Source organism: Novipirellula caenicola (genome assembly GCF_039545035.1).
Taxonomy (GTDB): Bacteria; Planctomycetota; Planctomycetia; order Pirellulales; family Pirellulaceae; genus Novipirellula; species Novipirellula caenicola.
Genome location: NZ_BAABRO010000008.1, coordinates 197,945 through 210,026, shown reverse-complemented (window position 1 = coordinate 210,026; position 12,082 = coordinate 197,945). Strand labels below are relative to the sequence as shown.

Below are 12,082 nucleotides of genomic sequence, written 5' to 3'. Positions count from 1 at the left end.
GCACCGACTACTCCATAGAGTCCTTTTTCCTGCGTTTTGCCGCCGTTTCCACCGTCGACAGATTCCCCGAGTATCCGAAGGACGCCAATGGCCAAGCCACGCCGTGGGCGGCACACTGACACCCGGCATCGCGATGTCGTGCGACCAAAAACGGTGTTTTGCGGCAAAAAGGTTCAGAGCGAAAGGGCGGTGGAACGAGCAGGGGAAAAGGCGTGCGAACGCGGGAAATTAAAAATCCGTGGACACACTTTCTCGCGAAGCGCGAGTCCCCAAGGCTCCCCACAATCCGTAGGGGCTCTTCGATCCTTCGGGAACCACGCTATTGGTTCCGCTGCTCAGTGCTCTGCAATACACGCACGGGGAATTCGAGTTCCCTGCTTCGATCGAATCGGTGATGAACTTCACCGCGCCGTCAGCCATCAAAACATGAACGCCCCCTTGATGCCGACTGCTCGCCGGAGCAATCCCATAGGTATCCGAGTGCCCGACCAAACAGATTTCCGAATTGGGCGCAAGGATCGTATTGAATTGCGATTGCAGGGTGTGAAAGTCGGCCCAGCGATAGCCTCGCTCCGAAACGGCGCCGTACACCTTTGCACTGCTGGTCCAAAATTGAGGCCGAGCGACGTCGATATAACCGAGCTCGAAACATCGCTTGGGATTGTTCGCCACCTTGAAGAAACCACCCTTGGCGTTGGAGAAGCCGACGGATCGTTTATCCCGATCCCCCAACCCCGTCATGATCTCACCCACGGCGATCGTATTGGACAAACCATCCAGGAAGTCGCGAAACTTGAGACTTTTTCGTGGCACAAATGCACCTCGTAAACCACAGCGGGCACGTTTCTTTGCGGTCGGGTCGCGGTTGTACAACCAACGTGATCCATTCCACACCGTGACTCCATGTTCGGCGTCATAGAAACCATCGCCGGTACAGGCGGCATAGTTGGTGCGGCCCAAAGCGGGAACCCCACGGCCAGGATCGCTCGGGCAGCGAAACGTCGAAATCTCGGTCGCCCATGGTGGATAGTTTCCATTCCACGGCCGTGGTCCAAACGCAGGCCAAATGTCACCATCGGATTCCTGCATCGGTTCGCTCATCTGTTCCCACAATGCCTGTTGCTCGATAAACGGCAAGAGCCCGACCAAATAGGTCAGCTCGAGACGCGTAAACGCGGAACCATCTTTCTTATCCGCAAGCGAGGTGCTATTGGTGTTTTCGTTGGTGGGGCCGACTCCGTGAATCGGCAATTGATGATGGGTGGAATGATAATTATGCAGCCCCAAGCCAATTTGTTTAACGTTGTTGCTGCAACTCATTCGCCGCGCCGCTTCGCGAGCCGCCTGGACCGCTGGCAACAACAATCCAACCAATACGCCAATGATTGAGATGACGACCAGCAGTTCGACCAACGTAAAGCCGAGTGTGAAGCGAGAAGAATGTTGTGACGCCATAGCGGATCTTTCCACAGGATCCCGCTCAAATCCAACCTCGCGATGTCGGTTAACCTCGCGATGCTTGACCGACTTTGTTACCCACGCGAAGGCGCCGGAACCGAGATAGCCAATCTGCCAACAGGAGTTTTGTAACAAGCCGCAACGTCGTGGTGGCTTCCTTACGGTTCGCGTTCTGCCTCAGACGCCAATTCTTCTTCAGCCGCCTGAGCCATGATCTCGTCGTAAGAATACTCGTCACTTTCTTTGACCACGCCGTCACGCGATTCCCCACAACCGGTTGCAAGACAGAGCGTGCCGGAAACCGCCAAGAAGAGAAGCCCTACGCGAAGGACCGCCAACGACGCCCCACGCTTTGGCTGGGCGAAAAAAGAAAAGTGCGAGAGTGAGACACGTCGCAGAAGACTCATCCGCTGCCCCCGGGGTTGCAAGCTGAGTGAGTAGGGTGATGAGAAACTAGAACAAAAGTACCCTTGTTGTAACGCGACCCACACTCCATTACCAGTTTTTTGCCGGCAAGTTTTCCAACAAAACCATGCTGCGGAGTTACGATAAACGAAGTCCTATTCGCAGCGGATCGTGTTGAGGATGCTTTTCAAGCGGCAATCAAAACCATGATCGGCCAGCTTTTCAAGTGGCAACCGTCACGGAGAACGCGGTGTGCAAGCAGCGGACAGTGTCGCAAACGGGTGAGATCGAACGTGGCGACATTGAACATGGCGACACTGGACGCTGCCACATCAAACGAGAGTGAAAATCGCCCGCGTCTATTCAATACGAACCACGTTAACGGCTTGGAGATCCGTGCGACCATGCACGACGACGAAACCTAGATCCCCAATGCTTGAGAGACCAACGTTTGGATCGGCGAAATCTCGGACTTCGTCACGTAGAGACGGTCACCCGGTTTAAGTGCGTAGTCCGACTCGGGAAGAACCACCGTGTGACTTTCGTTCATGCGAACTTCCATTCGAATTCCTCCGATCGCTTGCGGCGAGCTTCGATAGAGCACCGCATTGACGGCTCCGAATTTCTGTAACACGCCGGTTTGTTTCAGCAGGTTGCTGACAAACACCGACCGGCCACTCGATTCCGGCGGCAATGGCAGCACGCGAACGGGTTCGTCCCTGTCGACCGCAACTTGCAGGACGATCGAGTTTTCTGCCTGAGCTTGGCGAACTTTTTGATACACGTCGGCATCCATCGTTTCGTCGAGCCCGCGGTATCCGCCTGCGATCCCGGCTGCGACATAGTTGGCCCCCGGTTCGCCGGGGCTAAATCCCGGCAAATTGAATGCGGAACATCCCACGCTCGACCCAATCAGCAAAATGCTGAGGACCAGGGCGAAGGGCAAACTCGCCGAAGAGGGTAGGTCCAAGCCCACGCAGCAACCGCCTTTGGGGGATGGGCACATGAAATGTCTCGCTTGCAGGGGGTCGATTGTTAAAGTTTGCCGGTTAGGTCAGATAAACCATCCCATCGACATTTCGGAGGCAAAACATCATTAAAAACCGAAAAGTCATAAAATTCGCTGAAGAACCGGTCAAGAAATGCTGTTTCCTGCTTCACGTGGGGACCATCGATCGCTATAGTGCCGGGCTTCCCAGAACTTGAAATTTTGCTTTTTACCACGCTAAGTGGCGGAGAAGATCGATGGCACGGCAATGTGAAACGTGCGGTAAGAGCGTCCAAATGGGCAACCGAATCGAAACACGTGGTAAGGCCAAATACCTTGGTGGTGTTGGTACGAAGATCACCGGATGTACACGCCGGAAATTCGTCCCGAACCTCCAGAAAGTGCATGTCACCATGCCTAATGGCCAAAACAAGACAATGCGAATTTGCGTCCAGTGCATCCGCAGTGGCGCAGTCCGCAAGACGGTAAAGACCAAGCCGTTTGACGTCAGTGGCGCCAAGAAATAAGGCGTCATCGCCGTACGACGGGCGGTTAACCCCAATGACGAGGAAAATCGATGGCCCTCTCTGCGGATGATGTTCGGCGACTAGCGATGCTGGCTCGCCTTGAGCTTTCCGACGACGAAGTCAATGCGATCGGCCCCCAGATCACTAAGATCTTGGGGTTCGTTGAGCAATTGTCTGAACTCGATACCGAGGACATCGAACCGATGACAACGGCGCTGGACGTCGACAATCGCTGGCGCGCCGATGAATTGCAGCCAAGCTTGACCAACGACCAAGCTCTGCAAAACGCTCCGGCACGCGACGATGACTGCTTCTTAGTTCCTCCCGTTCTCGGCACCGCCGGAGCGAAAAACTAAGCATGCTGGACTTGGCCGATCCGATTCAGCACGGATTCGAGAGCCTGGTGCCACCATTGGTTGCAATCCTTCTGGCCATTGCAACGCGTCAAGTTGTCTTCCCTCTTGCAGCGGGCGTCTTCGCCGGCGCGGTGCTGCTTGCGCGCGCCAATCCAGAAAAATCGCTCCTCGATTCGTTTGCCATCTTTGCCGGCGCGATCGACAGCAGCCTTCGCGATTTTGATCACCTGCAAACACTCGCGTTCACGCTGCTGCTTGGCGCGATGGTCGGCGTGATGGAGATGGGCGGTGGGATCGCGGCGTTGATCGCGAAGCTTTCTCGATGGATTCGGTCGCGACGAAGTGCCCAAGCGATGATCTCGCTAAGCGGGCTGGCGATTTTTTTTGACGATTACGCCAACACGCTGCTGATCGGTGGAACAATGCGGTCCACCGCGGATCGCTACGGACTTTCTCGAGCCAAACTCGCCTACCTTGTCGATAGCACCGCCGCGCCTGTCGCAGGACTTTCACTCGTCAGCACCTGGGCGGCGATCGAAATCAGCTACATGAGCGAAGGGCTCGCCGACGCAGGAATCACGACACCGTCAGCGGGTTTCACGTTGTTCATCCAATCGATTCCCTATCGTTTCTATCCGATCCTGGCAATCGTGATGGTGTTTTTGATCTCGATCACCGGTCGCGATTTCGCGTCGATGAAACGAGCCGAAGAAACACCTCGCGAGCTTGCTGCCGACTCGGCCGCGGCAAGTAAGGAAACCACCACGACGTACCCACCCCGTCTGTGGCTTGCGGCGGTGTTGTCGATCGTGGCTTGTGTCGCGGCACTTGGAACAACCCTGGTGGTGACCGGATGGCCGGCGGAGCCAAGCACCACATCCAATGGCGTGCTGCAGGATACGATCGAAATCCTCGGTAATGGTAAGTCTTACCTTGCCTTAATCCTCGGTGGCGCCGTGGGGCTGGCGACCGCTTGGCTGACCCACGCGATCTTTGGCAATTGCGATCTCAAGACGCTTGCCATGGGAACGCTGCGAGGCGGATGGCAAATGATGCCAGCGATGATCATCCTCTGGCTCGCCTGGGCGTTGAGCGGGATGACGGGGGAAGACGCACTTCAAACGGGCGACTATCTATCGAGTCTACTCTCGGATCGACTCGACCCTCGCGCCCTTCCCACCGTGGTTTTCGCACTCGCTGGCTTTGTCGCCTTTTCAACCGGTACCAGCTGGGGGACGATGGCCATCCTGACGCCACTGTCAGTCACGCTTTCGCTGGACCTCGCCCCGAGCGGCGGCCCCGGTGGCGCGATCTGTTTGGCAACGACCGGGTCGGTCTTGGCCGGCGCGATCTTCGGCGACCACTGCTCTCCGATCTCGGACACCACTGTCCTGTCTAGTCGAGCCTGTGGGTGTGACCACCTGCAACACGTCCGCACGCAGATGCCTTATGCGATTACCGTCGCGTTGGTCTGTGTCGCGATGGGCTCAATTCCCGCAGTCCTGGGGGTTTCGCCTTGGATTTGTCTGATCATGGGGACCGTCGCACTTGCGGTCATCGTGCGGTTCGTTGGCAAGCATCCAACGCCGTGAATGATTTTCCAGTAGCGACCTTTGCCAGAAGGTGGTGAGTCGCATTTCCGCGCTAACGATCCACGCTTTGGCGAGCGTAACTACGAAACACACACGCTGTCATTTGCAGCCTGACAATCGCTCACCGTGCTAGGCACTGTCTAAAAAAGCATCCGAGGCGGAAACTTGGTAGCGGAATTCGTGAAGAATTTCGAACTTCGAATGGGCTATGCCATGCTGCCGAAAGTCTTGACCGCTTGTTGATTTAGTCCAAATCCGAATTGCAATGGTGAGCCGTGGGCCGTAAGGCACCGGGTATCGCGTGGGACCCGGCCGCTGACGCGTCACGGCTCAATAAATCAACAAGTCGTTGACGGCTTGTTGATTTAATGAAGTCTCCTGCGGCAAGGGGTGTATGGTGAACTTTCTAGTCCGTCAATGGCGCATTCGACGGACTAGGAAGTCCATCGTACGACTAAATAAACAAGCCGTTGACAAGTCCCGCTACGTCATTCCATTGACCGAATTGGGATGACAGAGCCGGAAGCCTTTTCCACGTTGATTTTGAAAGTCCTACAAACGCAATTGTAAAAACGGGTGGGGCTTTCGGCGCTAAAACGTCATTTTTGCTGGACTTGAGCAAAATTCTTGTTCCGGCATCAGTCTTGCATTGGATGGGAGAAAAAGAATAACAATCGAGCGTCAACGATGATGCTAACTCTGGACAAGGTACACGGATGCTTCGACACACATTATGGATGCTCGTTCCTCTGGCGATTGCCGCCGCTCTACCGGCGAGTGTCCAGGGGCAAACCGCTTCATTCCCAAACAGCGCTGCCGCATCGATTGACACCCCTCAAACTCGCCTTCGCCCCATCGGCTCGCCCAGCGCCGTCGATCGCTACCGGTCCAGCGATTCCCGCACCTCGCTTCGTGAAACCGCGTACCAAACCAGTGGCAACGCATTCCAATCGTCGCGAGTTTCCCACAACGCGGCCGCCAATTCCGATTACGAACGCTCGCAAATTCGCCAAGCGATGATGCAACAAACGGTGACCGCACCGCAATTGCCGCCGGACTCATCGCCGAGCGGTGGCGGGATGGGGTTGCCGCCCAACAGCTTTGCGGTTCCCCCCAACCCGTCAAGCAACACGCCGCCTCCGAGCAGCTTCACGCCACCGCCCACCACGCAACCGGTGGCACCATCGCTGCCACCGTCGACGATGCCGTCGCCCCCGGCTTCGACCAATCCGCCATCTTCGTTTCCTGGAAACTCGAACGGATTTTCGCCCGCGCCACCGCCGCTGGCGTCCGGTTCCAGCGGCCAAAACACGCTTCCCTATTCCCCCAACAGCAGCAGTGATTTAACGCCGTTGGCTCAGCCTGAACTGCAAACCGAGTTCGCAACGATGAGCAATTCTCCGTGCATCAGCGCTCCGAGCAGCTACACTGCCGCCTGCGCATCACCCTACATGCCCGTCAGCTACTACGCCGCGGACCCGTGCGCCGTTCCGGCGACCCTACCGACGACAATCGCTCCCGCTCCGACTTTTGCCCCGGCTCCGTCGATGGCGGTCGCCCCGTCTGCGGTCTACGGGACTCCGATCACACCTGGTTCAGCGGCACCGATCGGATCGCTGTTCACCCTGGGACAAGAGCGAAACCTCGTCCAAGTCGGCCAAGGATTGTGGGGCCAACCGGTCGCCTATGTACCAGGGCAAGGCGTGAGAAACTGGATCCGCTACTTCTTCCCCTGATGCCTTGCGACGCCCCCCTTCGCGGGCCCAAACCCCGAAGCTGCAACACAGCATTCGCAGCGAGGAAGCACTCCCCCGTCGGAAACGGTGGACCGGACGCGTTTATGAATGCCGGCGAGAAGACTGAGCGGCCTACTCGGCCCCCAATTTCAAGCTGAGGCGGATACAACTAGACTGAGGGGCGCGGCGTGGAACTTCCTCACCGCGTTTGTTCCTTTAGCTAAAGGGTGCCCCCCTTCTTGTTTTGTTGCCGATCCACCGAGTCATGAATTCCAGCGAGAAAATTACCGAAATCTTTGCCGCTGTTTTTCAGGACCTCAACGACGAACGGCCGGAGGAACAGCAGCTGGATTTTGATCCTGGCACGCCGCTGGTTGGTTCGCGAAGCTCACTCGATTCCATCGAGATGGTGACGCTGTTGGTGAATCTGGAAACCTCGCTGTCGGAATCCTTCGGCCGGCCGATCCGTTTGTCCGACGAAAAAGCGATGTCCGAAACACGCAGCCCGTTCAAGAACGTCGCCACGCTTGTCGCTTTCGCGACCAAAGTCGTTGAAACATCCACCGATGACTAACCCAGCGCCCCCGCAAAATGAACGCATCGTCCTGATCACCGGGACAAGCCGAGGCATCGGACGTCATCTGGCCGAGCGATTCTTGTCCGGCGGTGACATCGTGATTGGCTGCAGCCGCAGTGCCGCGATGCCCGAAGGAATTGCCGCCGACTCCTCTCATCGCTACACCCACCACCGCGTGGACGTGTCCGATGAATCGGCGGTTCGCCAACTGTTTCACGAGATCAAACAGCAACATGGCCGGCTGGACGCGCTGATCAACAATGCGGGGATCGCATCGATGAACCACAGCCTGCTAACGCCGATTGAATCCGTGCGATCGGTTTTTGAAACCAACGTGATCGGCACCTTTTTGTTTTGCCAGGAAGCCGCCAAACTGATGCTTGCCAATCGCAGCGGCCGCATCGTCAACATGGCAAGTGTGGCAGCACCGCTGAAGCTCGAGGGCGAATCGGCCTACGCAGCGTCCAAGGCCGCCGTGGTCAGCCTGACCGAAGTCCTCGCTCGCGAATTTGCCAGTTCCGGAATCACCGTCAATGCCGTAGGCCCGTCGCCAATCGAAACCGATTTGATACGTGGTGTGCCTGCGAAAAAAGTTGACCAATTGATCGACCGCCAAGCCATCAAGCGACTCGGGACCGCCGAGGATGTTTACAACGTTGTCGAATTTTTCCTTCGCCCGGAAAGCGATTTCATCACTGGACAAATCATCTACCTAGGCGGCGTGTAAGCCTGCCACCCCCCCAATGCCGACACGCTTTCTACAAGAACGTTTTCGCCAAGTCTCGGACAATGACGCCATCGTTTGGCAGGGACAATCGTTCTCGTATGCTTGGTTGCTCGACGCCATTGGCCAGTGGGACACTCGACTCAGTGAACAGGCCGTTCACGCAGGAACCGCAACCACCCTGGTCGCCGATTTTTCACCACACGGCGTCGCCGCGCTGCTCGCGTTGATCCAGCGTGGTGCCATCATCGTCCCGATGTCGGAATCGCTGCGAAACAAACGCCACACCTATGAACAACTCGCCCGCTGCGAGGTTGCAATCGAGATCACTCGTGACGAATCAATCTCGATCCATAAGCTCCACAGCACGGCGGCGACCGAGCATCCGCTGTACGCCAAATTGAAGTCCGTCTCGCATCCGGGGCTGGTTTTGTTTTCATCGGGGTCGACCGGCGAGCCTAAAGCGGCGGTCCACGACTTCACTCGGCTGCTCGATAAATTTCGCATCGCTGGACGACCACTTCGAACGCTGGCCTTCTTGCTTTTTGATCACATCGGCGGTCTGAATACGATCCTGCATACGCTGGGCAGCGGCGGATGCGTCGTGGTCCCTTCCAATCGGTCTGCCGAAGCGGTGCTATCGGCGATCCAAGACTTCGCTGTTCAGCTGCTTCCCACCTCACCCACATTCCTGAAACTGCTATTGATGCGTTCAGCGTGGCAGGAATACGACCTCCGTTCGCTGCAAATGATTACCTATGGCACCGAACCGATGTCGCCACACATCCTAGCCGTGCTGAACGAAAAACTTCCGCACGTGCAATTCAAACAAACCTACGGGTTGTCCGAAGTCGGCATTTTGAGATCCAAATCCAAAGACTCATCGTCGCTGTGGATGAAGCTTGGCGGCGATGGAGTTGAAACACGTGTGGTGGATAACGTCCTGCAAATCAAATCACATTCCACGATGCTCGGCTATCTCAATGCGGCATCTCCGTTCAGCGACGACGGTTGGTTCATTACCGGAGATGCGGTCCAGGTCGATGGTGAGTACTTCAAAGTGCTCGGGCGAGGTGGCGAGATCATTAACGTGGGAGGCGAAAAAGTCTATCCCGCCGAAGTCGAAGCGGTGATCGAAATGATGCCGCAAGTCGATACGGCAACCGTTTACGGCGAAGACAATGCGATCATGGGAATGATCGTCTGCGCTCGCGTCAAACTGGTTGTTGGACACGAGCCTTCTGCAAAAGAATTAACCCAGGCCGTACGGCGGCATTGTCGGCACCATTTGACGGCCAAACAGATCCCCATCCGCGTGACGATCGATCCCCATCTGTCGCATGACGAACGCTTCAAAAAACAGCGGAGGCCGCAGTCCTAGCAATCGCGTTCCGGGGCCAACCGCCGGGCGGCAGCTCAATGCCATCTACTTTGGGTAGCGTTCGCGGCGCGGGGCCCGTCCGGTTACAGCGAGCAAAGCGTTCGATTTTGACCGGGTGAGGCCCCACGCCGCGCCTCTAAGAAAACCACCCGGCTAGGCACTGTCTGAGAACGTATCCGAGGCGGAAACTTGGTAGCGGAATTCGTGAAGAATTTCGAATTCCCAATGGGTTATGCCATGCTGCCGAAAGTCTTGACGGCTTGTTGATTCAATGAAGTTTCCTGCGGCAAGGGGTGTATGATGGACTTTCTAGTCCGTCAATACCGCATTCGACGGACTAGGAAGTCCATCGTACGAATAAAACGCCAAGGCCAAACCCGATATGACTGGATCGATCGCAGGCTCACAGCGAGTTGCGGGCTACCTTGGTACTTCGGATCACTAGCCTTCCAGTTCTTCCCATCGCTCAAACGCGGTAGCGAGCTGTTGTTCCAGCTCGGCCAACTCGCCGCTGACCTTTGCGATCTCGGCTCCGCCTTTTTGATAGAACGTTGGATCGGCCATCCGCTCGTGGTACACGGCAATTTCGGCTTCAAGCTTTTCGATGCGGCCGGGCAACTGCTCGAGCTCGTGTTTGTCCTTGAACGACAACTTTTTCGCCGCAGGCTTGGCCGGTTTCGATCCGGACGACTCTTTTTTGACCTCGCTCTTACTCTCGCTTTTCGCGGAATCGACGATCTGTTTCTCGCTCTCGCGGCGCCGCGCCACAGCCGCTTGCCAATCGTCGTAACCACCGACGTATTCGTTGACGCCATCGTCTTCGAACACAATCGTGCTGGTCACCACGTTATTCAAGAACGTTCGATCGTGGCTGACCATCAACACCGTTCCCGCGAATTCGACGAGTTGCTCTTCAAGCATTTCGAGCGTTTCCGAATCGAGGTCATTCGTCGGTTCGTCTAACACGATGACGTTGGCCGGCTGGGTCATCAATCGAGCCAACAGGGCACGATTGCGTTCGCCACCAGACAAAAACTTGATTTGGGTACGAGCACGCTCGGGGGTAAAGAGAAAATCCTGCAAGTAGCCGACAATATGCTTGGTCTTGTCGCCAACCTGAATCTGATTGCCGCCGTCACCAACACACTCTTGCACGGTCTTTTCCGGATCAAGCGTGTCTCGCAATTGATCGAAGTAGGCAATTTTCAGATTGGTACCAAGCCGGACGTTGCCTTGCTGAGGATCGAGTTGTCCAAGCAACAATTTCAGAAGCGTCGTTTTCCCAGCCCCGTTGCGACCGATGATCCCGAGCTTGTCACCACGCATGATCGTCGTCGAAAACTGGTTCAAAATGGGCTTGTCTTCGTACGAAAACGAAACGTCCTTGAGCTGCGCAACCAGCGCCCCGCTACGCTGAGCCTCTTGCAGATTCAGCTTCGCCTTGCCTTCTCCGGTCCGTCGCTCACTACGGTTTTGACGCATTGCTTTGAGTGCACGGACGCGACCTTCGTTTCGCGTTCGACGTGCCTTGATGCCTTGGCGGATCCAAGCTTCTTCTTCGGCCAATTTCTTATCGAACAGCGCGTTCTGTTTTTCTTCCGCTGCCAAGGCCTGCTCTTTGCGCTGCAGAAAGGTCTGGTAGTCGCAGGACCAATCGAACAACCGGCCACGATCGATCTCCCAAATTCGCGTGGCGAGATTCTGCAGGAAGGAGCGGTCGTGGGTGACGAAGATCAGCGTTTTTTCCCAGCGGCTCAAAAAATCCTCGAGCCAGAGGATCGAAGCGATGTCCAAATGGTTCGTCGGCTCATCGAGCAACAACACATCTGGACTTCGCGAGATGGCCCGCGCCAACAACACACGACGCTTCAGTCCACTGGACAGCGTTTGAAAATCGGCGTCAGGATCCAACTGCATTCGCGACAGTGTGGAATCGGCGGCATGCTCGATCTTCCACGCCTCTTCGTAATCCAGTGCATCCGCGCCGGTCTTTTCAGCTTCGCTTTCACCCAGCACGATCGACTTGATGGTCCCTTTCCAATCGCGAGGCACCTCTTGCGAGAGCCTTGCCACGCGAGCGCCCGAGCGGAGCGTGACCGAACCGCTGTCAGGCACAACGTCGCCGGTCAAAATACGCATTAGCGTGGTTTTTCCCGCGCCGTTGCGACCAAGAAGTCCAATACGTTGCCCCATCTCGATCTTGGCGGAAACCGAGTCGAGCAGGGAAGGGCCGCGAAAGCCAATCGTCAGGTTATCAATCGATATAAGCGTCATGCCAAGAGTGGAACGAACGTAAGCGAAATCGTCCAGAGGAAGTCAATTCAAGATTTTTTTAAAC

The 12,082-nt window shown here is 56.3% G+C and carries 11 protein-coding genes; 7 read left to right on the top strand and 4 right to left on the bottom strand.

The features are described 5' to 3' along the window. Positions 1 to 228: 228 nt before the first annotated feature. The 3 genes from ABEA92_RS16970 to ABEA92_RS16960 form a co-directional block, all read right to left on the bottom strand. Positions 229 to 1,455, bottom strand: coding sequence for a DUF1559 domain-containing protein (locus ABEA92_RS16970; protein ID WP_345685029.1), 1,227 nt, complete (start codon positions 1,453 to 1,455; stop codon positions 229 to 231). A gap of 161 nt (positions 1,456 to 1,616) precedes the next feature. Beyond that, entirely contained in the window at positions 1,617 to 1,865 is a 249-nt protein-coding gene (locus ABEA92_RS16965) for a hypothetical protein (RefSeq protein ID WP_345685028.1), read from the bottom strand. Between the two features lie 419 nt (positions 1,866 to 2,284). Continuing rightward, positions 2,285 to 2,869 (bottom strand): hypothetical protein, encoded by a 585-nt coding sequence (locus ABEA92_RS16960; RefSeq protein ID WP_345685027.1) that lies wholly within the window; start codon positions 2,867 to 2,869, stop codon positions 2,285 to 2,287. Between the two features lie 239 nt (positions 2,870 to 3,108). On the opposite strand from ABEA92_RS16960, the gene rpmB reads away from it, so the two are divergent. The 7 genes from rpmB to ABEA92_RS16925 all read left to right on the top strand — a co-directional run bounded on the left by rpmB (position 3,109) and on the right by ABEA92_RS16925 (position 9,744). Next, a complete protein-coding gene (rpmB, locus tag ABEA92_RS16955) occupies positions 3,109 to 3,378 on the top strand; it encodes a 50S ribosomal protein L28 (RefSeq protein WP_008689692.1) in 270 nt (89 codons plus the stop codon). A gap of 50 nt (positions 3,379 to 3,428) precedes the next feature. Beyond that, positions 3,429 to 3,734 (top strand): Asp-tRNA(Asn)/Glu-tRNA(Gln) amidotransferase subunit GatC, encoded by a 306-nt coding sequence (gene gatC, locus ABEA92_RS16950; protein ID WP_345685026.1) that lies wholly within the window; start codon positions 3,429 to 3,431, stop codon positions 3,732 to 3,734. A gap of 2 nt (positions 3,735 to 3,736) precedes the next feature. Further along, on the top strand, positions 3,737 to 5,326 hold the full coding sequence (locus ABEA92_RS16945; protein ID WP_345685025.1) for a Na+/H+ antiporter NhaC family protein: 1,590 nt from the start codon (positions 3,737 to 3,739) through the stop codon (positions 5,324 to 5,326). A 716-nt stretch (positions 5,327 to 6,042) separates the two neighbouring features. Continuing rightward, on the top strand, positions 6,043 to 7,062 hold the full coding sequence (locus ABEA92_RS16940) for a hypothetical protein (protein WP_345685024.1): 1,020 nt from the start codon (positions 6,043 to 6,045) through the stop codon (positions 7,060 to 7,062). A 265-nt stretch (positions 7,063 to 7,327) separates the two neighbouring features. Beyond that, the gene (locus ABEA92_RS16935) at positions 7,328 to 7,636 is read left to right on the top strand and encodes a hypothetical protein (protein ID WP_345685023.1); all 309 of its coding nucleotides are present in this window, start codon (positions 7,328 to 7,330) and stop codon (positions 7,634 to 7,636) included. After that, on the top strand, positions 7,629 to 8,366 hold the full coding sequence (locus ABEA92_RS16930; protein ID WP_345685022.1) for an SDR family NAD(P)-dependent oxidoreductase: 738 nt from the start codon (positions 7,629 to 7,631) through the stop codon (positions 8,364 to 8,366). Before ABEA92_RS16935 ends, ABEA92_RS16930 begins: the two co-directional genes overlap by 8 nt. A gap of 16 nt (positions 8,367 to 8,382) precedes the next feature. After that, positions 8,383 to 9,744: a class I adenylate-forming enzyme family protein gene (locus ABEA92_RS16925; RefSeq protein ID WP_345685021.1), complete on the top strand. Its 1,362-nt coding sequence runs from the start codon at positions 8,383 to 8,385 to the stop codon at positions 9,742 to 9,744. 441 nt (positions 9,745 to 10,185) lie between these two features. Here ABEA92_RS16925 and ABEA92_RS16920 read toward each other — a convergent pair whose 3' ends face one another. After that, the gene (locus tag ABEA92_RS16920; RefSeq protein WP_345685020.1) at positions 10,186 to 12,018 is read right to left on the bottom strand and encodes an ATP-binding cassette domain-containing protein; all 1,833 of its coding nucleotides are present in this window, start codon (positions 12,016 to 12,018) and stop codon (positions 10,186 to 10,188) included. Positions 12,019 to 12,082: the final 64 nt, after the last annotated feature.